This window comes from Ralstonia sp. A12, assembly GCF_000801955.1.
Lineage (GTDB): Bacteria > Pseudomonadota > Gammaproteobacteria > Burkholderiales > Burkholderiaceae > Ralstonia.
The window spans coordinates 1-22,086 of record NZ_JSZO01000001.1; the positions used below are offsets into that span (position 1 = coordinate 1).

Genomic DNA, 22,086 nt, shown 5'->3' on the forward strand with positions numbered 1-22,086 from the left:
AAATCTCGGACAGGCCCGGCGCTCCCTAACTGCGCCCCCCAAATACGGCCCCAATAACCTCTCCATCCGGCCCATAAACACCTGCGCCCTCGCTAACCCCGGCGAGTTGGTGCCCAGCATCCCGCGCTTCAGCGCCCAAACCTCTCCACAACGCCGCGCCACAACGCCTCCCGCTCTGCGCCTAAATGGGCGCCGCTCGCATCGCCCGCCGCATCCTGCCCCACCGCAAGATGGACCATGGTCAGCCTGGATCGCGGGTCCACGTAGATGGCTTGTCCATGGATGCCGAGCAGCACGAAGCGCCGCGCTTCTCCCGGCGGAAGCCAGACCTGGAAGCCATAGCCGTAGTAGCGGCTGCCGTGATAGACCATCTGCCCAGGGCGAAACGGATCGGGCTGGCGGGATGCGTCGGTCATGTCCAACAGGAACTCGCGCGGCACGACTTGCTGGCCTTGCACCACGCCATCGTTGGCCAGCATGGATCCGAGGCGCGCGTAGTCCCGAGCCGTCGCATTGAAGCCGCCCTGGGCAAACGCGGATCCGTCGGATTCGCGCACAAGATAGGTTGCCTTCGCTTGTGCCCCCATCGGCTTCCATAGCTTGTCGTCAACGAAGTCGCACAGGCTGCGCTGCGTAGCCGCCTGCAGCACCAGCGCCAACACTTCGGTTTGCACGCCCGCATAGTTGAAACGCGTGCCCGGCGCATCGGCGCGCTCGTTGACTTGGGCGGCTGCCGCGAGCACGCCTTGCCTGGCTGCCGTTTTGAGGAAGCGAGCCCGGTCGTCGGTGGGGGTGTAGTCCTCGACGTACTTCGCGCCAGAGGCCATGCGCAGAAGATCGATGATGCGCGTTGCGCCGTACAGCGTGCCCGCAAGCCCGGGCACGTATTGGTCAACGCGGTCGTCCAGCGAGCGCAGGCTTCCATCCTCCAGCGCCTTGCCGATGGCAAGTGCCACCAGCGTCTTGGCCATCGAGTTGGACAGCATGCGCATGTCTTGGGTACGGTCGTAGCCGTAATGCTCAGCCAGGATGACGCCATCCTGAACGATCAGCACGGCGGTCGCGCGCTGATGCTCCATGTAGTCCGCCAGCGTGTAGTCATGGTTGCGGAAGCGATACCGGACATCCGCCTCCTTTTCTGCGATCTTGAATGGCGCCGGTTTGTCGGCCGGCGCAAGTTCGCAAGACGGCGAGATATGGTCCATGCCGCTGAAGGCCCCCACGATGTATTGGGCGTCGTGGATGCGTGCCGCGCTTGGCGCAAGCGGATAGCCTTGCGCCTTGCCGAGCCGATCTTCATCGGGCGATGCGAGGGCGACGCTACAGGCGAGTAGCGCGCACATTGCACAGTATTGGAGAGCTTTCATGACGGGGGCGAGGGTTAGGTTGCGGGCAGCGGCAAGCCCTCTTTGCCATGCCGTAGCGGGCGATCAGGCTGCTGCCAGTGAGGGGCCGATGCGCAGCATGCGATTGAAGCCTTCGCGTACCGGGTCGACGAGACGATCACACTCGTGAGGCGGCTCGCCAGCCGCCCTCGTTCCCACACATCAGGACGCGTGCGTCGATGTCAGATTGAGTGCCACCGCTTGCGCCACTTCGATGCCGTCGATGGCCGCCGAGTAGATACCACCGGCATATCCGGCGCCTTCGCCGGCCGGATACAGACCTTCGACGTTCATGCTTTGGTAGTCGTCTTTGCGTCGAATCCGGATCGGTGACGAAGTGCGCGTCTCCACGCCGGTGAGCACGGCATCGTGCATCGCGAAGCCTGCGATCTTCTTATCGATCTGGGGGAGCGCCTCACGGATGGCTTCGATCACGTAGTCAGGGAGTGCCGTGCTGAGATCGGTCGGGTGCACGCCCGGCTTGTACGACGGCATGACGGAGCCAAGCGACGTCGACGGCCGGCCGGCGATGAAATCGCCAACCAGTTGACCGGGCGCCTGGTAGTTGCCGCCGCCGAGTTCGAATGCCCGCTCTTCCCATTTGCGCTGAAACGCGATGCCCGCCAGCGGCCCGCCGGGATAGTCTTCCGGCGTGATGCCGACGACGATGCCCGCATTCGCGTTGCGCTCGGCCCGCGAATACTGGCTCATGCCATTGGTGACGACGCGGCCCGGCTCAGAGGTTGCCGCGACCACCGTGCCGCCGGGGCACATGCAAAAACTGTAGACCGCCCGGCCATTGCTGCAGTGGTGGACCACCTTGTAGTCGGCCGCGCCGAGTTCCTTGTGGCCCGCAAACTTGCCAAAGCGGGCACGATCGATCAGCCCCTGCGGATGTTCGATGCGAAAACCCAGTGAAAACGGCTTGGCTTCGACATAAACACCGCGATCGTGCAGCATCTGGAACGTGTCGCGGGCGCTGTGGCCAACGGCCAGCACGACGTGGTCGCACCGCAGCGTTTCACCGTTCGAGAGCTTGAGCGAGCGCACCTTGCCCTGTTCGATTTCGATATCGTCCACCCGGGTTTCGAAGCGCACTTCGCCGCCCAGTTCGTGGATGGTCGCGCGCATTTTTTCCACCATGCTGACGAGGCGGAACGTGCCGATGTGCGGTCGGCTCAGATACAGGATGTCTTCCGGTGCGCCCGCCTTGACGAATTCCTCGAGCACCTTGCGGCCGTAGTGGTGCGGATCCTTGATCTGGCTGTACAGCTTGCCGTCGGAAAACGTCCCAGCGCCGCCTTCGCCAAACTGCACGTTGGATTCCGGGTTGAGTACGCTCTTGCGCCACAGGCCAAAGGTGTCCTTGGTACGCTCGCGCACGGCTTTGCCACGTTCGAGGATGATGGGACGGAACCCCATCTGCGCGAGGATCAGTCCCGCGAACAGACCGCACGGCCCCATGCCGATCACCACCGGACGCGGACGCGTCATGTGCTCGGGTGCCTGCGCAACAAAGCGGTAGGTCATGTCCGGCGTCACCCCGCAATGCGGCTTGCCGGCGATCCGCTTGAGCACGGCCGCCTCGTCCTTGACTTCGACGTCGACGATATAGGTCAGCTTGATATCCGAGCGCTTGCGTGCATCGTGGGCACGGCGGAATACGGTGTAACGGACGAGCCCGTCTGCCGCTACGCCGAGATCCGCGAGGCGCGCACGAACTGCGGCTTCAAGATCGTCTTCGGCATGGTCCAGAGGGAGTTTGACTTCGCTTAAACGTAACATGGGTGCTGAGTGCGGTTGCCACGGGAATCGTGGCGAGTCCGTATTTTATAGGTTCAGCGGCTTCTCAAATGGAAAGGAGCTGACCTGTTCGATTTCTTCGTGCCACCGATTCCTGTCAAGGCCAATGGCGGGCGCAATCCGCTCCAGGCGCGAGGTCGATGTGCTGCGATCCAAAGCGAGTGGGGCAGGACCCAGTTGCCATCCTTGGCATGGTGTTCTGGCTCTTCATGGTGCTCCTTGTCCGTCGGCAGATTATCTGAGGAGCGATTTCCCTAGCCCCCCGAACCACGCTCCGCCATATACCCCTTCAACAACCCCTCCATCCAATTCATAAACACCTGCACCCGCACCGGCAGATTCCTCCGGTTCGGATATACAAACGACACCGGCATCGGCGGCGGCCGGAAATCGGGCAGCACCTCCACCAGCGTGCCATCCGCAATGGCAGATGACAGCCCGGCATACACCGGCGCCTGAATCATCCCCAGCCCCGCGCGGCACGCAGCGTCATAGCTCTCGGCCGAGCTGACCGTCACCGCACCCTGCATGGGCCTAAATGCGGAGCGGCCATCCACGGTGTACTCCCACCCCGGCGATTTGGTGCCCAGCGTTTGCACGTAGTGGACGATGCGATGGTGGTCGAGGTCTTCCAGCATTTTCGGCATGCCGTAGCGGGCGATGTATGCCGGGCTGGCGCAATTGATCTGTGACAGCTGGCCGAGCGGGCGGGCGATCAGGCTGCTGTCGGTGAGGGTGCCGATGCGCAGCACGCAATCAAAGCCTTCGCGCACCGGGTCGACGCGGCGGTCGGTGCTGGAGAGTTCGATTTCCAGCTCAGGGTGCGCATCCAGCAGGCTGGGCAGGGCGGGGATGACAATGCGGCGGGCGACGCCCACCGGCATGTCCACACGCAAGCGGCCGCGTAGCGCCTGCGGGCTCTGGCGGAACATAGTCTGTAGCTCGTCCATGTCGGCCAGCAGGTCCTGGCAGCGCTCGTAGAAAGTCTGGCCGTCTTGCGTGAGTTGCACCTTGCGGGTGGTCCGGTGCAGCAGGCGGGTGCCGAGCATCGTTTCCAGTTGCTGCACCGCTACCGAGGCGGCGGGCTTGGGGATGCTCAGGGCTTCTGCGGCACGCGTGAAGCTGGCGAGTTCGGCCACGCGCACAAAGATCTGCATGGCTTCGAGTCGGTTGGTGGACATGACGGTAGCGAGTCGATTGTTATCTGTGAGCAAACACAGCAATAGGATAGGCGAGATTTATTCTTCGTTTGTCGCCCAATACCATGCTCTCACGGTGTTCGACACCCTTAACCCGACGGAGAGCAACATGACCCAATCCCACCCCCCCATCGCCATCGTGACCGGCGGCAGCCGCGGTCTTGGCAAGAACATGGTCCAGAAGCTGGCCCAGCGCGGCACCGACGTGATCTTCACGTACCGCAGCAACCGCGCGGAAGCCGATGCCCTGGTGGCCGAGGTGACTGCCCCGGGCCGTCGCGCTGCCGCGCTGCAGCTCGACACCGGCAAGATCGCCACCTTCCCGGCCTTTGCCGATGCCGTGCGCGGTGTGCTGGCGCAATGGAAGGCTGAGCGTTTCGATTTCCTTGTCAACAACGCGGGCGTTGGCGTGCACGCCACCGTGGCCGAGACAACCGAAGTGCAGTTCGATGAACTGATGAACGTGCACTTCAAGGGCGTGTTCTTCCTCACGCAGATCCTGCTGCCGCTCATGGCCGATGGCGGACGCATCGTGAACATCTCGTCGGGGCTGGCGCGCTTTGCTCTGCCGGGCTACGGCGCGTATGCGGCGATGAAGGGCGCGATCGAGGTGCTGACCAAGTACCTGGCGAAGGAGCTCGGCGCGCGCGGCATTGCAGTGAACGTAGTCGCACCGGGTGCCATCGAGACGGACTTTGGCGGCGGTGCCGTGCGTGATAACGCCAATCTGAATGCGATGGTGGCCTCCAACACGGCGTTGGGCCGAGCTGGAGTGCCAGACGATATCGGTGGTGTGGTGGCGTCGCTGCTGTCGCCGGATAACCGCTGGATCAATGCTCAACGCATCGAAGCCTCGGGCGGCATGTTCTTGTAAGCAGGCACAGTCCAGCTGGCAGGCCCCGGGCTCGATGCGTGAAAGCGCAACGCGCCGGACGGCCTGGTCAGTCGCGAGGCAAGCTTCGCGCTGAAGCTCCCCGGAGCGTGTCGGAGCCGTCAAACTGGGCCGTGAAGGCGGGCTGAGTCCCGTCCGCGAATCCGGGGCGTAACGCGAATGCAAACCTGCCGTCGGTATCGGTTTCGGCTGTGCCGAGCTGTGCTTCGGTGGTTTCGAGGCGGATCATTCTTCGCTGCACTTCGTGCCCCAGCGCGTCGACGAACAGCACGCCGACGCTGCTGGCGTGTTCTGCCTGTGTCCGAACAGCCACGGGTATCTCGAACGTGAAGCCGGCATCGGGCTGAATGGGAAACTTGGCCGAGTTCGTGGCCATCGTATGCGTTGCCGACACATCGATGACAGCGGGCGTGAAGCGCTGGTCCGTCTCGCCGCCCTCGGTGGTTTCCCGGTAGGTGGCGGGGCCCAACCTTGCGACGACGGCGCCCGTACAGGCCATGCAACTCAATTCCTGGTTGACGCGTACCGCAAGCACAGCGGCGCGCGCGTTGGCGGGGACCTTGCCGGTGACGGTCTTTCGCACCATGCCGCCGTCGTGACTTGTGTCTCCGAACGTGCTGAGCAGGATGGCCGCATGCGCAACCGGCGTGCCTTTTCCGTCAGTCAGTCGGCCCTCTAGGCGGGCACCTTTTTGCGTGAGTGATAGGCGGCTGGGTGCGCGCAGATACCGAAGCGCGATGTTGGTCAGGGTGCCGCTTTCCGTTTCCGGCAGCAGGCGTGTCGGAAACGGCTCCCAGGTCTGAAACAGCGCATCATCCGGCTGCAAGGCGAGTTCGCTTTCTACCTGATCTGCATGCCGGGTGGCGGCTTGCGCCCAGAGCGCATCGCTCGTCCCTTGCGGGCCGGCGTTATAGATCACGCCAAAATGGATCTGCCGTTGTTTCAGAAACGCGGCCAACGGCACCAGTTGCTGTGTTGCCTGCGGCGACCAGCTTTCATCCGCATGGAAGAATGCCAGCGGGGTGCCGGTTGCCTTGGCGTAGGCGTCGATCCACTCCTTGGTAGCGTCGAGAAACGCCGCTGAATCGTAGACCACCTCCACATCACCGATCTTGATGCCGGGGAAGATTGTCTTTGCAATGGCGACATTGGGCGCAATGTCCTGTGCCAACTGCGATGCGGACAACTTGCACGCATCGGGCCCCGCATATTGATGGCCATAGAAGAACGGCTCGTCCATCGCAAGGTAATCAAGGTGGCCGCCGAGCCGTTTGATCCGCTGCAGTACACGTTCGACCAGGCCGGGTTCGCCGTAGGCTTCGGTTTTTTCGTGGCAATGATCCGAGATGCTCAGCAGGCCGATCTCCAGCGCCAGCGCGATATGCCTGCGTTGCAGGTTGGCAAAGAGCTGCTTCAGGTCGGCATCACTGCCTTGCGATGCAAAGCCTGGCCCGATCTTGAAGACGCGCGTGTGCTTGGCGACCGTGGCCCAGGGCGCGTCGGGCAGGAACAGGTCCATGTAGTCCGCGCTCGCGTCCCAGTGGTGGGCGGCGCGGACGACGGGGTCGACCGCAGCGAGCCAGATGTCTGCGGCATCGGCGATGCGCGAGGCGCAGCCAAAGGTGATGAGTGCTGCCAGGGCGACTGGCATCCGCGCCAATCTGCGCAGTGTCTTCAGGAAGATCATCGATGGCCCTCGATATCGGACAGCGCGGCGAACGAAATGTCGGGCAACGGCCCGATGCGGGCCGGATGGCGGCCTCGGGCGAATTCTAGGTAAATCCGCCTCCGATTGGCCGGTGCAACGGTATCGATGGAGTCGTGACAGGCGAGCTGCGCTTGGCAGCCCGCGAGGTGATGTTCAGGCCACCGCCTTGGCCGCCGCCCGCCCGCGCAACCACTCAAACGTCAGCAGCAGGCAGGTCGAGAACACGATCAGAATCGTCGCCAGCGCAGCAATCGTCGGCGAGATGTTCTCGCGAATCCCGGTAAACATCTGGCGCGGCAGCGTGACCTGATCGGCGCCGGCCAGGAAGAGCGTGACCACGACCTCGTCGAACGACGTAGCAAAGGCAAACAGCGCACCCGAAATCACACCCGGTGCGATGACAGGCAGGGTGATGCGGAAGAAGGTCATGACCGGGTTCGCACCCAGCGACAGGCTCGCGCGCACCAGGTTGTGGTTGAAGCCCTGCAGCGTGGCCAGCACGGTGGTCACCACAAACGGCACGCCCAGCGCCGCATGCGCGAGGATCAGCCCGATATATGTGTTCGCCAGCCCCAGCGGCGCGAAGAACAGATACATACCCACGCCCACCACGACCACCGGCACGATCATCGGCGACACCAGCACGGCCATCAGCAGCGCCTTGCCGCGAAAGTCCGCCTTGTTCAGGCCGATGGCGGCAAGCGTGCCGAGCACCGTTGCCACGATCGTAGCTGCGGGCGCCACAATGAAGCTGTTCTTGGCCGCCATGCGCCATTCATCCGACGTGACGAGGTTCTGATACCACCGCAGTGAATAGCTCGGAATCGGGTACGAGAGGAACGTGCTCGACGAGAACGACAGCGGCACGATCACCAGCACCGGCAGCACGAGGTAGAGCAGCGTCAGCACGGCCAGGCCGCGCAGCGCGAAGTACCAGATGCGCTCGATGAGCGAGGTGTGTGGGGCGAACATCGGTTTGGCGAGTTTCATAGTCAATGCGCTCCGTTCAACCGACGCGAACCTTGGGCCGCGTGAAGCGCCCATACACCCCGTACAGCACCAAGGTGGCTGCCAAGAGCAGAGCGCCCAGCGCGCACGCCATGCCCCAGTTGATGGTGACGTTGGTGAAGTACGCCACGTAGTAGCTGACCATCTGGTCGTTCGGCCCGCCCAGCAGCGCGGGCGTGATGTAGTAGCCCAGCGCCAGGATGAACACCAGCAGCGCCCCGGCGCCGATGCCCGGATACGTCTGCGGCACGTACACGCGCCAGAACGCGGCAAACGGATGGCTGCCCAGCGATATGGCAGCGCGCTGGTACGTGGGTGGGATCGACTTCATCACGCTGTACAGCGGCAGGATCATGAACGGCAGCAGGATGTGCGTCATGGAGATGTACACGCCCACGCGGTTGAACAGCAGTGCGAGCGGCTCCTTGATGATGCCGAGGTCCATCAGGCCGTGGTTGATCAGCCCCTCGGTCTGCAGCAGCACGATCCACGCGGCCACACGCACGAGGATCGAGGTCCAGAACGGGATCAACACCAGCACCATGACCAGGTTGGCGCGGCGCTCGGGCAGCGACGCAATCCAGTACGACAGCGGGTACCCCAGCAGCAGCGCAAACAGCGTGACCATCGCGCTGATGACGAAGGTGCGCACGAACACGGTCACGTAGATCTGCTCGTCGGGATCGGTCGCTTCGATGTGGCCGAAGGCGTCTTGCTTGTGGTCCAGCGCGGCCAGCAGGTAGAACGGCGATGTGCGGCTGCTGTTCTTGGCGATGGCCTGCCAGTAGGTGGCGTCGCCCCAGCGCTCGTCGAGTTCGAGGAGCTTGGCGCGGGTCTGGTCGGGCGTGAGCGTCAGCGCCTTGCCCTGGTCGTCGGCCAGCGGCATGGCACGCGCGGTCTTGGCGACCAGCGAGCGGAAGCCGGGAATCTCCGTGTTCAGGCGGCGGGCCAAGGCGCCCATCGCTTCGCCTTCGCTCACCGTGGTCAGGTCTGCGGCTAACGCAACGTAAGCGGTATCAGCGGGTGGGGTCTTGCGGTCCCAGTTCTTGAGCGCGGCTACCGTTTTGGGTAGCGCGTCGGCCACCTCGGGGTTCTGCACGGCGCGCGTGAGCAGGGCGCCGATCGGCACAACGAAGATCAGCAGCAGGAAGATGGCGAGCGGCGCCACCAGGGCCAGCGCCATGGCACGCCTGCGCGCCTCAGCGCTCTTCAGTTCGCGTTTGAGTTTGGCCGTCGATTCCGGAACCGATTCAGCCGCGATCGTCATGGTGTTCAATGCTGCCTCGCCAAATGCTGCGGAGATTCATCCGGCGGACGCCGCGCCACGATCAAGTTGGCAGGGCATCCGCGCGGTCACTGCACTACGTCCTTACTTCGACGCCCACGAGGCGAAGCGCTGTTCCAGCTCGTCACCGTGGTCGGTCCAGAACTGCAGGTTCTGCAGCACGGCGTTCTTGGCGTTCTCGGGCGAGTTGGGCATGTTGGCCTGGGTCTTGGCATCGAGCGCCTTGATGGCCGCTACGTTGGCCGGGCCGTACGCGATGTGCTTGGCGTATTCCTGCTGCGGCTTCTGCGACAGCGTGTAGGCGATGTACTGCTCGGCCAGCGCCTTATTGGGCGTGCCCTTGGGGATGGCCCAGTAGTCCAGGTCGTAGATGCTGCCGTTCCAGACCACCTTCAGGTTCTTGCCTTCGCGTTGCGCGGCGTCGATGCGGCCGTTGAACGCGGTGGACATCACCACGTCACCCGCCACCAGGAACTGCGGCGGCTGCGCACCGGCTTCCCACCACTGGATGTTCGCCTTCAACTGATCGAGCTTCTTGAACGCGCGGTTCTGGCCGTCCTTGGTGGCCAGCACCTTGTAGACGTCCTTGACCGGCACGCCGTCGGCCATCAGCGCGAATTCCAGGTTGCCGCGCGCACCCTTGCGCATGCCGCGCTTGCCCGGGAATTTCTTCACATCCCAGAAATCGGCCCAGCCGGTGGGGGCGGTCTTGAGCTTGTCGGCGTTGTACGCCATCGCGGTCGACCACACGAAGAAGCCCACGCCGCAGACGCTGGGCGACTCGGGAATCAGATCGGTCTTCTTGGCGATCTTGCTCCAGTCGAGCTTTTCGAAGAGGCCTTCATCGCAACCGCGGCCGATGTCGCCGGATTCGACTTCCACCACGTCCCAGTTGACGTGCTTGGCTTCCACCATGGCCTTGATCTTGGCCTGCTCGCCGTTGTACTCGACCACGGTGACCTTGTTGCTGGTCTGCGTCTCAAACGGCTTGTTGAAGGCGGCCTTCTGCGCGTCGCCGTTGGCGCCGCCGAAATTGACGACGGTGACTTCTGCAGCGTGCGCACCGAATGCAATGGCGAACGCGCCGGCAAGTACGCTCAGATGCATCTTCGCGATGTGTTTCATTCCTGGCTCCTCTTTTGGCTTTGGCTTGTAGTTACGGCTTGTGGTCGTGGTACGTGGGCGCATCGGGTGATGTGCCCGCGTGGTTTAGGCAAAAACGCGCAGGTGTTCGGGTGCGAACTCAAGCTGGATCGGCGCGCCGGGCGCAAAGCCTTCGAGCGCGCGCGTGCCCAGCGGCACCTTGACGAAGCATTCGGGTTGGTCGGGCAGGGCGCAGCGCATGCGCACGTGGTCGCCAAAGTAGACGAGGCCGCGTGTCTGGCCAGCGATTGCATTGCCATTGGCAGGTGCGCCGTCAATCAGGCGCATGCGCTCGGGGCGAATGCAGCCGGTGGCGGTGGCACCCACGCTGGCACCGGCGATGTTGCGGCCCATGATGCGGGCGCCGTCATTGAGTTGCAGCTCGCAGTAGTCGCCGTCGATGCGGGTGACGGTGCCGCGCAGCGTGTTGCTGTCACCAATGAAGTTGGCGACGAACTCGTTGCAGGGGCGTTCGTACAGGCTGTCCACCGTGTCGAGCTGCTGCACGATGCCCTTGTCGAACACGGCCACGCGGTCAGACATGGTGAGTGCCTCGCCCTGGTCGTGCGTGACGTAGACAAAGGTCACGCCCAGTTTTTCGTGCAGGGACTTCAGCTCGTACTGCATGTGTTCGCGCAGTTGCTTGTCGAGCGCGCCCAGCGGCTCGTCCATCAGCACCAGCTTGGGCTCGAACACCAGCGCGCGGGCCAGTGCGATGCGCTGCTGCTGGCCGCCCGAGAGCTGTGCGGGGTAGCGCTTGGCAAAGCCTTCCATACGCACCATCTGCAGGGCCTTGTGCACGCGGTCGGCGCGCTCACTGGCTGGAATCTTGCGCACAGTCAGCGGGTATTCCACGTTCTGTGCCACCGTCAGGTGCGGGAACAGCGCGTAGTTCTGGAACACCATGCCGATGTTGCGCTTGTGCGGCGGCACGTTATTGAGCAGCGCGCCTTCCAGGCGGATCTCGCCGCCGGTCGGGAATTCAAACCCGGCCAGCATCATCAGGCACGTTGTCTTGCCCGAGCCGGAGGGGCCGAGCAGCGTGAGGAACTCGCCCTGGTAGATGTCGAGATCCAGGTGTTTGACTACAAGGGTCTCGCCGTCGTACGTCTTGCGTACACCGCGAAAGCTGACGATCACGTCGTCGGTCTTCATTGCTGCCTCCTGCCGTTTCCCGCGTGTGCCGGGCTGGTCAACATGTCGTGTTGTGACGATCTGTGGAAGGACTATAGCGGCTCATTGTTTTGCCAAGTGGACCCAATTCTGGTTATTTGATAGAGCCAATTGGAGTCACTAAGCTTGCACTGCGAGCGGGCAAAAGGCCCTCCGGCACCACAATAGGGAAAAGCCCCAGGGCCTTGCCCAGGCAAGCATGGCGGGGTGTTCGGGTGGATGGCGCAATCGTTTGAGTGTAGATCGCTGCCGGGGCAGGTGCGGTGGCGGCTGCCGCAGACCGGATGGAACCAATTCGAGGGCAAGGAGAGGCGCGCTTGCACGCCTGAAAATGGTGCGGCGCGTCGTCACGGAAGCGGTGCACCGCAACTGGCACGACACACTGTTACGGCCCGGCCATGTTGTCTTGCAGCAACCCGTCAGGTGACGTGCGATCAGGTTGCTGGCTCGTCAACCGGGGCGAGCGCCAGGCACACACTCACGGTCAGCCCGCCGCCGGGCGTTTCCGATAGCGCCACGGTGCCGCCATGCACGCGGGCGATCTCCCGCACGATGGCCAGGCCCAGGCCGCTGCCATCCTGATCTTGCGCGGCGGCCGCAGCGGCACCGCGATAGAAGCGGCTGAACACCGCATCGCGCTCAGGCACGGCAATGCCGGGGCCGTCGTCTTCCACCTGCAGCACAGCCTGGTCACCCAGCATGGCCATCGTCTGGCGTTTGACGCGCACGGTTACGCGGGCGCCGTGGCCTGCGTAACGGATGGCGTTGTCGAGCAGGTTGCCGATCATCTCCTGCAGCCATTGGGGCTCACCGGCCACCATGACGGGGTCGCCTTCAAAGCCGAGGTCGATGCCGACCTTGCGCGCGACCGGCGCGAGCTCAAGCGCCACGTCGCCGGCCAGCGTGTCGAGGCGCAGCGGTTGCAGTTGCGGGGCGTAGCCGCTGTCCGGCTCCAGCCTTGAGAGCGACAGCAATTGCTGCACGCCCTTGGCCGCCTGTCGCACGGTGCCGTGCAGTGGCTCCAGATGGCGGCGGATGCGATCGCCGTCCGGCTCGCGCAGCGCGAGTTCCGATTGCGCTTGGATCACGGCGAGTGGTGTCTTCAACTGATGGGCCGCATCGGCAAAGAAGCGCTTGCGGGCCTGCACCATGCGCAGCAGGCGCGCCACGTATTGGTTGATCGCCTCGACCAGCGGGGCGACTTCGGCCGGCAAGCCGTGCTGGGGCAGGGGCGCCAGTTCATCGGTGCCGCGGCTGGCCATGCTTTCGCTCAACTGCCGCAGCGGCCGCAGCCCGCGCCGCACGCCCAGCCAGACAATGCCTACGGCCAGCACCACCAGCAGCACCTCCTGCTGCAGCGAGCCCGCCAAAATCTCGTGCGCTAGCGCTTCGCGTGGCTCCAGCGTTTCGCCCACCAGCAGCCACACGAGCCGGATCTGTGCGGATTGCGTATCGCGCACCGGTATCGGCTGGGCCGCCATGCGCACCTGCATGTTGCGGAACGTCGTGTCGTAAAAGACGGTGTGGTACGGCATGGGCTGACGCCCGCCGGGCAGGGGTAGCTCGTTGTAGCCGGTGAGCGTGTTGCCGCCCGTGTCGGCGATCCGGTAGAAGATGCTGCTGCCGGTTTCGGACTCCAGGATTTCCAGCGCCAGGTAGGGCAGGTCGATGGCGAAGTGCCCCTCGCGCAGGCGCACGCCTTCACGCATGGCCTTGAGCGATGCTTCCAGCGTGCGGTCGAACGCAACGTGCGCGGCGTTCATGGCGCGCGTGTAGGTCAGCCACGCATCGAGCGCGAGCAGCCCCAGCAGCGGCAGCAGCAGCCAGAGCGAGAGCTGCCGGCGCAGGCTCGGCGGGCTCATGGGGCTGTGCCTTCCGCCGCTTCCAGCAGGTATCCGAGCCCGCGCAGCATGACGATGGCCACGCCGCTGCCGTCGAGCTTCTTGCGCAGGCGGTGTACGTAGATCTCGATGGCATCGGCATTGACGGATTCGTTGATGCTGAAGATTTTCTCGGAGATGGCCGCTTTGTTGACGGCGCGGCCGTCGCGCAGCATCAGCACTTCCAGCACGGCACGTTCACGACCGGTGAGGGCGAGCAGCTCGCCGTTGAGTGTGAAGGCGCCGCTGATGCCGTCGTAATGCAGCGGGCCGCATTGCAGTTGTGTGCTCTCGTGGCCGTGGCTGCGGCGGATGAGCGCGCGGGCGCGGGCTTCCACTTCGGTCAGGTCGAACGGCTTCGCAAGGTAATCGTCAGCACCGAGGTTCAGGCCGCGCACGCGCTCTTCCACGGCGCCGTGTGCGGTCAGGATCATCACCGGCAGTGGGTTCTTGCGGGCGCGCAGGCGGCGCAGCACTTCCAGCCCATCCAGGCGTGGCAGGCCGATGTCGAGAATGGCCAGTGCGTAGTCCTGCGTGGTGAGCAGCAGATCGGCCGCGTGGCCGTCGTGCACGCAGTCAACCGTAAAGCCGGCCTGGCTCAGGGCTTCTTCCAGCGTGCTGGCCAGCTTCAGGTTGTCTTCCACCAACAGGATGCGCATATCGGACGTGTCTCAATCAGCCGCAGAGAGATACAGACATCCCCGCACGTTTTGAAGCTAGGGGAAACCCCCGATACCCCCTGAGTACACCCCTCCAATTTCCGGCCAATCGAAAGTGAACTGAAAGTGCGCCCCTCATACGATCCGTGCCGCCCCAAGGCCCCGTCACAGCGGCGCTTGCGGCAGGACAACGATTAAGGGAGACCTGATGAAAATGACTTCGATGGCGCTGGCGGCAGTTGCGTTCGCCACCGCCGGCACTGCAGCCGCACAATCGTCCAACGTGACCCTGTACGGGATCGTCGACTCGGGCATCGAGTACGTGAACCACGCCGGCCCGAACGGTGGCGGCGTCACCCGACTGGTGTCGGGCGGCAAGAACACCTCGCGCTGGGGCATGCGCGGCACGGAAGACCTGGGCGGCGGCCTGAAGGCGGTCTTCAACCTGGAAAGCGGCATCGCCGTCGACACCGGCAAGCTGGACACCGACAACACGCTGTTCGACCGCCGCGCAGTGGTTGGCCTGGCAGGTGGCTTTGGCCAAGTCGTGGCCGGTCGCACCTTCACCACCACATACGACTTCATGCTGCCGTACGACCCGATGGGCTACGCGCCGAACTACTCGTGGGCCACGTCGTCCACGGCAACGGGTGACCGCAAAGACGGCCTGTTCTCGCGCGCCTCCAACGCCGTGCGCTATGACGGCACGTTCGGCGGCCTGAAGCTGGGCGCCACCGTGGGCTTTGGCGAGGCGGCAGGCAACTTCAAGAGCTCGTCCAAGTACGACCTGGGTATCGGCTACAGCGTGGGCGGCTTCTCGGCCGCTGCCACGTGGGACCGCCAGAACGGCGCAGGCACGAGCGTGACGCCGGCTGATACGACCGACTACATCCAGGGCATCCACGCTGGCGCCAGCTACGACTTCGGTGCGCTGAAGCTGTTCGCGGGCTACCGCAACTACAAGCGCGCGTTCACCACGGCCGCCGCCACACAGCGCAGCGACATGTACTGGGCAGGCGCCAGCTACGACTTCACGCCGGCGTTCACACTGTACGGCGCGGTGTACAAGCAGAACATCAAGGGCGTGAACAACTCGGCTGACCCGATCATGTTCTCGCTGCGCGGCCAGTACGCGCTGTCCAAGCGCACCACGGCGTATCTGTCGGCGGCTTACGCCAAGGCCCAGAACGGCCAGAACGTGAGCCTCTCGCGTGATGTAGTTGGCTACGGCAACAGCCAGATTGGTGTGACGGCGGGTCTGCAGCACCGCTTCTGATCGCATTACCGATCGCTGTAAAGAGAACGGGCACCTTCGGGTGCCCGTTTTGCTGGATTGGACTGTTCCTCGAAAGGGCATCAGTCAACGGCTGATTGCGCCTGCGTGCGGGATTTCAGCATGCGCCTCAAATGCATGATGTCGTCGCATGCTGCAAGGTCCTGCTCGATGCTGCGAATACTCACCTGGAGCGCGTCGATGTTCGTGGCGAGATGCTGCAAGACCGCGTCCGGAGACAGCGCCCCGTGCCGGTGGTATCCGTAGGTGTGCCGGAACCCCATCTCGGCACGATGGATCTGCCGGTCCAGCTCGCGCACCTGGTCCTTCAGGATCTCGTTGTAGTGCGTCAGCCGGGCTTCGCTGAGGTGGTTGATGGAGCGCTGGTCAATGTGGTCAAGCTCAAGCTGCAGCTCCAGCAGTTGCAGCAGGTTGTTCTTGTCATAAGCCTCGTTGACGCGCTGCATGAGCCGGGTCTTTCGGTCGCGCTCCTGCGGATCAGGCTCACGGTCGGGGTGCAGGGCGCTGGCAAGCTTGCGGTAGACCTCGCGGATGGACAGGCTGATCTGTGCCTGCTCCTCCTGCTCGCGTGCCTCTTCCGCAAGCTGCTTGGGGGATTTTTTCCGGGCGGCTCGGCGGGCTTCGCGCTTGCTTGCGAGGGCGGCTTTCTTGGCGGTCTGTTGCTCGACGTGCGCACGGGCGCGTTGCAATAGCGCTTCCTGCGAAGGCAGATCGTCGTCATCCCCCAGATCGACACCGAATATTGCCTCCAGCCGCGATTTCATCTCCGCGGTGTGTGCTGCGGCTTCACGGTCGAAGTCCGTTCCGCTGTACTTGTTGTAAATGGCTTTCAGGCTGGCGTCTTCGTCAATCAGATTGCCGGCCAGGTCGACGATGCGGGCGGATATTTTGCGACGCTCGGGCTTGGTGAGCGCCTCGTGCTCGTAGGCTTGGTCCAGAGCGCGCACCAGCCGGATCTTCAGGTTGGTGTGGGTCCGCGCAAGCGGCAGGAACTCGCCGGCATAGCGCGTCTGAAACTGCGTCGTGGCGGCCTCCCAGTCGGCCAGCCGCTTGCGCCGATTTTCGATCTGCTTGATCAGCGCGTTGAATGACTTCTGCCCTCGCGAAAGCGTTGGCGTGTCCTGCTCGTGCTGGTCGGGCGCAATGCGGATGGCCGGACGGTGTGCCTTGGTCATGGCAAGGTGTTCGAGAATGCGGGAAACATCATGGTTGACTGTGCATTGTAGGCAGGCGGCTCCGCGCGGGGAGATGACTCCGTCAGTGCAAAAAAACGGGCACCCGAAGGTGCCCGTTCTTCATGGTGCGTTGGAACGCGACGCTGGCATCAGCCGAGCAGTAGCGCGTCGTCGTCCACCTTGGCGCCGCGCGTTTCCTCGAACTTTTGCAGCAGGTGCGGCACGTCGAGGCCTTTGCGCTCCTCGCCCTGCACGTCGAGGATCACGTTGCCCTGGTGCAGCATCACCGTGCGGTCGCCGTAGTCGAGCGCTTGACGCATGGAGTGCGTGACCATCATCGTCGTCAGCTTGCTTTCCGAGACGATCTTGGCGGTCAGCTCCAGAACGAAGGCGGCCGTTTTGGGGTCCAGCGCGGCGGTGTGCTCGTCCAGCAGCAAAATGCGCGACGGTTGCAGCGAGGCCATCAGCAAGCTCACCGCTTGGCGTTGGCCGCCCGAGAGCAGGCCGATGCGATCCGTCAGGCGGTTTTCCAGCCCCAGGTCGAGCCGGCGCAGTTGCTCGCGGAAGATCTCGCGCCACTTGCGGTTGGTTGCGAACGAGAAGCCACGACGCTGCCCGCGGCACATGGCCAGCGACATGTTCTCTTCGATGGTCAGGTTCTCGCAGGTGCCGGCCATCGGGTCCTGGAACACGCGGGCGACCTTGTCGGCGCGCTGCCAGGCGGTCTTGCGGGTGACGTCTTCACCGTTGATGGTGATGCTGCCCGAATCGACCAACTGGTCGCCGCTGATGGAGTTCAGGAACGTCGACTTGCCGGCGCCGTTCGAGCCGATCACGGCCACGAACTGGCCTGTGGGGATCTCCAGCGACAGGCCACGCAGCGCGCGGGTTTCGATCGGCGTGCCGGGGTTGAAGGTGAGGGTGAGTCCTTGTGCGCTCAGCATGTCAGTTCCCCTTGGAGCCGTTCTTGGCCAGCTTGCCGAACACCTTGCGGCGCACACCGGGAAGCACGAGAGCGATCACCACCAGCGCGGCGGTCACCATGTTCAGATCCTGCGCCTGCAGGCCGATGAAATCGCTGTTGAGCGCCAGGGCGATGAAGAAGCGATACAGGATCGCGCCCACCACCACGGCCAGCGTGGTCAGCACCAGGCGGCGTGCCGGCAGCACGGTCTCGCCGATGATGACGGCGGCCAGGCCGATCACGATGGTGCCGATACCCATCGACACATCCGCGCCGCCTTGCGTTTGCGCGTACAGCGCACCGGCAAGGGCGACCAGCGCGTTGGACAGCGCCATGCCGGCCAGCGTAGCGCGGCCGGTAGCCACGCCTTGGGCGCGTGCCATGCGGGGGTTGGCGCCGGTGGCACGCAGCGCGAGGCCGACCTGCGTGGAGAAGAACCAGTCCACCAGCAGCTTGACCACGACCACCACCACGGCCAGCAGCACCGGGCGGAACACGTAGTCGGGCATCCATTCCGGCTGCAGCAGCGAGAACACGGTCGGCTCGGTAATGAGCGGCACGTTCGGCTTGCCCATGATGCGCAGGTTGACCGAGTACAGCGCGATCATCATCAGAATACTGGCGAGCAGATCCATGATCTTCAGGCGCACGTTGAGCCAGCCCGTGATGAAGCCCGCAGCGGCACCAGCCAGCGTGCCGCACAGGGTCGCCGTGAACGGATCGTGTCCGCCGGCGATGAGCGTGGCTGCAACAGCGCCACCCATAGGGAAGCTGCCGTCGACAGTGAGGTCAGGGAAGTTGAGGATGCGGAAGGAAATCAGCACCCCGAGCGCCACGAGACTGAAGATCAGACCGATCTCCAGGGCGCCGAGTAACGAAAAAAGTGACATGACAGAGTAGGGCGAGGTGGTTGGGCACCACGCCGTCAGGCAAAGAAGGCGATGAACGGGGACGCTTGAGGGTAGAGCGCGAGCGCCCGGCCATTATGCGGCGGATAACCGCGTTTGGATTCGGGCTGCTGGACCCGCGCCGGGCGGCTTCCGTTGGGTGGAAGCCGGTCCGGCGCCTTGCGACTTACTTGATGACTTCCTTGGCGTCCTTCAGCAGGTCTGCCGACAGGGTCACGCCTTGCTTCTTGGCGGCGCCTTCGTTCACGAACAGTTCCAGGTTGGAGCTGCCGGCCGAGGCGATTGCGCCCGGCTTCTCGCCCTTCAGGATGCGGGCAACGACAGCACCGGTCTGCTTGCCCAGGTCGTAGTAGTTGATGCCCAGCGCGGCGATGGCGCCACGCTTCACGCTGTCCGTATCACCGGCCACCAGCGGGATCTTCGCTTCGTTGGCCACCTTCACCAGCGACTCATACGCCGACACCACGTTGTTGTCGGTGTTCGTGTAGATCACGTCGACCTTGCCGATCAGGTTCTTGGCGGACGGGGCGATGTCCACGGTGCGCGGGGCAGCCGATTCCACCAGCGTCATGCCCTGGGCCGTCAGGAGCTTCTTCAGTTCGTTGACGACCACGACCGAGTTGGCTTCACCCGGGTTGTAGACCATGCCCACGCGCTTGGCGCCCGGCACCACGCGCTTGATCAGGGCGATCTGCTTGTCCAGCGGCAGCTTGTCGGACACGCCGGTCACGTTGGTGCCCGTCGGTTCCCAGCTCTTGACCAGTTGGGCGGCAACCGGGTCAGTCACACCGGAGTAGACCACCGGGATGCTCTTGGTGGCGGCAACCACGGCCTGCGCCGACGGCGTGGCGATGGCGACGATGGCATCCGGCTTGTCGCCGATGAACTTGCGGGCGATCTGCGCGGCGGTGGCGGTGCTGCCTTGCGCGCTCTGGTATTCCCACTTCAGGTTCTTGCCGGCGTCGAAGCCTTCGGCCTTGAGCTGTTCCTTGGCGCCGTCGCGGATGGCGTCGAGAGCCGGGTGCTCAACGATGGCCAGCACTTCGACCGACTTGGTAGCCTGGGCCAGCGCCGGGGTGGCTTGCAGAAGTGCCATCGGAATGGCGGCAAGCGCAGCGAGGCGGAAGGCGTGCTTGAAGCTGGACATAAGGATCTCCTGTTTTCCTTTTGGGTGGTTTCGCTCTGGCGACGGGCGGGATGAGCCCCTGCTGGCGTGGTTGGTTTTCAGACGTTCTTGAGCGCACCGAAGCAGTGCAAAGCCGGCGCACGTGGGCGCACATTATGAGACAAATCTCAGCGCTTTTCAGCAAACACTTCAGAAGCGCTTTGAGGCATACCTGATTGACCGGGCAAGGGTTTCACGTTGCGTGCGATCGATCCTGGGCCCAAAAATCAAAAAGGGGCACGAGGCCCCTTTTCTACAGCCCCCTGCGGGGCGGTGATTACTGGATCTTCGCCTTTTCGCGCAGATCCTTCAGCATTGCCTGGAACTTGCTGCGTTGCCAGTTCTGGTCGCCCATCATCATTTCGAGCAACTGCGGCTTGACCTCTTCGTAGGACGGGATCTTCGCGTCGCGCGTGTCGTCCAGGCGGATCACGTGCCAGCCGAATTGCGACTTGACCGGCGTCTGGGTGATCTCACCCTTCTTCAGGCCCGTGAGGGCGGCTGAGAACTCCGGCACATAGGTGCCCGGGTTCGCCCAGTCCAGATCGCCGCCGTTGGCGCCCGATCCCTTGTCCTTCGATTGGGCCTTGGCAATGGCTTCGAAATTGCCGCCAGCCTTGAGCTTGGCGATGATCGCCTTCGCGTCGGCTTCCTTGTCCACCAGGATGTGGTGGGCGTGGTATTCCTTGCCGTTGCCGAACTGCGCCTTGATCTTCTCGTACTGCTTTTGCAGTTCGTCTTCGGTGGCGGGGCTGTTCTTGACGTAGTCCTCGAACTCGGCGGCCACCAGCACGTTCAGGCGGGATGCGGCCAGTTGTTCTTGCACGTCGTCGCGCTCCAGCAGGCCACGCTTGGCGGCGTCCTGCTCGATCAGTTCGCGGTCGATCAGCATGTCGCGGGCCTTGCTGCGCAGCTCCGGCGATTCGGGCTGGCCCGACTTCTTGATCAGCGCGTCCACCTTGGCGCTCGGGATGGCTTTGCCGTTGACCACGGCGGCGTTTTGCGCCATGGCGGGTGCAACGGTCGCAGCAAGGGCAACAGCCAGCAGGCTGGCGGTGAGGCTGGAAATCTTCATGGGATTGCGTTCGAGGGAAGGACGAGTGAGCGTGGAATGCGCTTACGTGTTTTCTTCGGGAGTGACCGCGCGGATCGCCAGGGCATGAATCGCCGCTGGCCACAGCGTGTGCAGCGCATCATACACCATGCGATGGCGCGCAACGCGGCTCTTGCCGGCGAAGGCTGAGCTGACGATTTCGACGTTGTAATGTCCGCCGCCGGAGGCCGCGCCGGCGTGGCCGGCGTGCTTGGCGCTGTCGTCTTCAACGACAAGGTGGATGGGCTGGAAGGCCTCGCGCAGCAGGCGCTCGATTTCGCGCGGGTCTGCGGCCATCAGATCTGTTCCTTCGAGTTGTCGACAGTTTTGTCGGCGGGGCGCTCTTGCATGTGACGGGCGAGCCAGACGCTCTGCACGAGGATGAACAGCACCATCAGGCCCATCGAGCCGAACAGCTTGAAGTTGACCCAGACGTCGGTGTCAAAGTGGTAGGCCACGTACAGGTTCAGGCCACCCATGGCCAGGAAGAACACGGCCCACACCAGGTTCAGTCGGCCCCACATCTGTTCGGGCAGCGACACCTGCTGCTCCATCATGGCGCGGATGAGGTTCTTGCGAACGAACACTACGCTGCCCAGCAGCACGACGCCAAACAGCCAGTACAGCACCGTCGGCTTCCACTTGATGAAGGTGTCGTTGTGGAAGATGAGCGTTGCGCCGCCAAACACGCCGATGATGAGCAACGACAGCCACTGCATGGCGTCCACCTTGCGGTGCTTGAACCACACCCAGGCGATCTGCAGCACGGTGGCGACCATCGCGACGGTGGTCGCCACATAAATACCGGCCACCTTGAAGGCAGCAAAGAACAGGATGACCGGGAACAGATCGAACAGGAATTTCATGCGGGAACGCGCTTGTGCGGGCCTATGCGGAGGATCAATCGCCGAATTTTAGCGCAGCCGAGTTGATGCAATACCGCAGGCCGGTCGGCGCAGGGCCATCTTCGAAGACGTGGCCGAGGTGCGCGCCGCAGTTCTTGCATTGCACTTCGATGCGCAGCATGCCGTGCGAACGGTCAGTCTTCTCGGCGATCACCTCGCCGTTGATGGGCTGGAAATAGCTTGGCCAGCCGCAACCCGCGTCAAACTTGGTCGACGATTCGAACAGCGGCGTGCCGCAACACACGCAGTTGTAGACGCCGCGCTCCCAGTGGTCCCAGTACTCGCCGGTGAAGGGGCGTTCGGTGGCGGCTTCGCGGGTGACGCGGTATTCAATGTCGGAGAGCTGGTCACGCCATTCGGCGTTGGTTTTCTGGACGGTCATGTGATGAGACTCCTTGTTGGTGTCGCCAGCCGCTTCGTGGGCGGCTGACGTTGTTTTGTCGTGTT

The 22,086-nt window shown here is 63.8% G+C and carries 20 protein-coding genes; 2 read left to right on the forward strand and 18 right to left on the reverse strand.

Annotated features, from left to right (window positions below; all coding sequences use genetic code 11):
* Positions 1–128 precede the first annotated feature (128 nt).
* From PI87_RS00005 to PI87_RS00015, 3 genes are all read right to left on the reverse strand, one after another.
* Positions 129–1,367, reverse strand: coding sequence for a serine hydrolase domain-containing protein (locus PI87_RS00005; protein WP_232313912.1), 1,239 nt, complete (start codon positions 1,365–1,367; stop codon positions 129–131).
* Between the two features lie 180 nt (positions 1,368–1,547).
* Complete coding sequence (locus tag PI87_RS00010) at positions 1,548–3,170, reverse strand: NAD(P)/FAD-dependent oxidoreductase (protein WP_039595642.1); 1,623 nt, start codon at positions 3,168–3,170, stop codon at positions 1,548–1,550.
* Positions 3,171–3,442: 272 nt separating this feature from the next.
* Complete coding sequence (locus PI87_RS00015; RefSeq protein WP_039595643.1) at positions 3,443–4,369, reverse strand: LysR family transcriptional regulator; 927 nt, start codon at positions 4,367–4,369, stop codon at positions 3,443–3,445.
* Positions 4,370–4,496: 127 nt separating this feature from the next.
* Between PI87_RS00015 and PI87_RS00020 the strand changes: the two genes are divergently transcribed.
* Positions 4,497–5,261, forward strand: a complete 765-nt coding sequence (locus tag PI87_RS00020; RefSeq protein ID WP_039595644.1) for an SDR family NAD(P)-dependent oxidoreductase — start codon at positions 4,497–4,499, stop codon at positions 5,259–5,261.
* A gap of 67 nt (positions 5,262–5,328) precedes the next feature.
* Here PI87_RS00020 and PI87_RS00025 read toward each other — a convergent pair whose 3' ends face one another.
* The 7 genes from PI87_RS00025 to PI87_RS00055 all read right to left on the reverse strand — a co-directional run bounded on the left by PI87_RS00025 (position 5,329) and on the right by PI87_RS00055 (position 14,135).
* Positions 5,329–6,966, reverse strand: coding sequence for a hypothetical protein (locus PI87_RS00025; protein ID WP_039595645.1), 1,638 nt, complete (start codon positions 6,964–6,966; stop codon positions 5,329–5,331).
* Positions 6,967–7,140: 174 nt separating this feature from the next.
* Positions 7,141–7,977 (reverse strand): ABC transporter permease, encoded by an 837-nt coding sequence (locus tag PI87_RS00030; RefSeq protein WP_039595646.1) that lies wholly within the window; start codon positions 7,975–7,977, stop codon positions 7,141–7,143.
* A gap of 16 nt (positions 7,978–7,993) precedes the next feature.
* Positions 7,994–9,262, reverse strand: a complete 1,269-nt coding sequence (locus tag PI87_RS00035) for an ABC transporter permease (protein WP_039596398.1) — start codon at positions 9,260–9,262, stop codon at positions 7,994–7,996.
* A 102-nt stretch (positions 9,263–9,364) separates the two neighbouring features.
* Positions 9,365–10,405, reverse strand: a complete 1,041-nt coding sequence (locus PI87_RS00040; protein ID WP_039595647.1) for an ABC transporter substrate-binding protein — start codon at positions 10,403–10,405, stop codon at positions 9,365–9,367.
* 84 nt (positions 10,406–10,489) lie between these two features.
* Positions 10,490–11,578, reverse strand: a complete 1,089-nt coding sequence (locus PI87_RS00045; protein WP_039595648.1) for an ABC transporter ATP-binding protein — start codon at positions 11,576–11,578, stop codon at positions 10,490–10,492.
* Between the two features lie 452 nt (positions 11,579–12,030).
* Positions 12,031–13,458, reverse strand: coding sequence for a sensor histidine kinase (locus tag PI87_RS00050; protein WP_039595649.1), 1,428 nt, complete (start codon positions 13,456–13,458; stop codon positions 12,031–12,033).
* Positions 13,455–14,135 (reverse strand): response regulator, encoded by a 681-nt coding sequence (locus PI87_RS00055; RefSeq protein ID WP_039595650.1) that lies wholly within the window; start codon positions 14,133–14,135, stop codon positions 13,455–13,457. Before PI87_RS00055 ends, PI87_RS00050 begins: the two co-directional genes overlap by 4 nt.
* Before the next feature lie 208 nt (positions 14,136–14,343).
* Here PI87_RS00055 and PI87_RS00060 point away from each other — a divergent pair, with 208 nt between their 5' ends.
* The gene (locus PI87_RS00060) at positions 14,344–15,411 is read left to right on the forward strand and encodes a porin (RefSeq protein WP_039595651.1); all 1,068 of its coding nucleotides are present in this window, start codon (positions 14,344–14,346) and stop codon (positions 15,409–15,411) included.
* A gap of 80 nt (positions 15,412–15,491) precedes the next feature.
* Here PI87_RS00060 and PI87_RS00065 read toward each other — a convergent pair whose 3' ends face one another.
* The 8 genes from PI87_RS00065 to msrB form a co-directional block, all read right to left on the reverse strand.
* Entirely contained in the window at positions 15,492–16,604 is a 1,113-nt protein-coding gene (locus PI87_RS00065; protein ID WP_039595652.1) for a J domain-containing protein, read from the reverse strand.
* Positions 16,605–16,753: 149 nt separating this feature from the next.
* Positions 16,754–17,548 (reverse strand): ABC transporter ATP-binding protein, encoded by a 795-nt coding sequence (locus tag PI87_RS00070; RefSeq protein WP_039595653.1) that lies wholly within the window; start codon positions 17,546–17,548, stop codon positions 16,754–16,756.
* A 1-nt stretch (position 17,549) separates the two neighbouring features.
* Positions 17,550–18,458 (reverse strand): ABC transporter permease, encoded by a 909-nt coding sequence (locus PI87_RS00075; RefSeq protein ID WP_039595654.1) that lies wholly within the window; start codon positions 18,456–18,458, stop codon positions 17,550–17,552.
* A 184-nt stretch (positions 18,459–18,642) separates the two neighbouring features.
* Positions 18,643–19,623 carry an ABC transporter substrate-binding protein gene (locus PI87_RS00080; protein WP_039595655.1) on the reverse strand — a complete coding sequence of 327 codons (981 nt, stop codon included), beginning with the start codon at positions 19,621–19,623 and terminating at the stop codon, positions 18,643–18,645.
* 295 nt (positions 19,624–19,918) lie between these two features.
* A complete protein-coding gene (locus tag PI87_RS00085; protein WP_039595656.1) occupies positions 19,919–20,716 on the reverse strand; it encodes a peptidylprolyl isomerase in 798 nt (265 codons plus the stop codon).
* A 42-nt stretch (positions 20,717–20,758) separates the two neighbouring features.
* Entirely contained in the window at positions 20,759–21,031 is a 273-nt protein-coding gene (locus PI87_RS00090) for a BolA family protein (RefSeq protein WP_039595657.1), read from the reverse strand.
* Positions 21,031–21,600 (reverse strand): septation protein A, encoded by a 570-nt coding sequence (locus PI87_RS00095; protein ID WP_039595658.1) that lies wholly within the window; start codon positions 21,598–21,600, stop codon positions 21,031–21,033. The genes PI87_RS00090 and PI87_RS00095 overlap by 1 nt, the downstream gene beginning before the upstream one ends.
* A gap of 34 nt (positions 21,601–21,634) precedes the next feature.
* Positions 21,635–22,021, reverse strand: coding sequence for a peptide-methionine (R)-S-oxide reductase MsrB (gene msrB / locus PI87_RS00100; RefSeq protein WP_021194541.1), 387 nt, complete (start codon positions 22,019–22,021; stop codon positions 21,635–21,637).
* Positions 22,022–22,086: the final 65 nt, after the last annotated feature.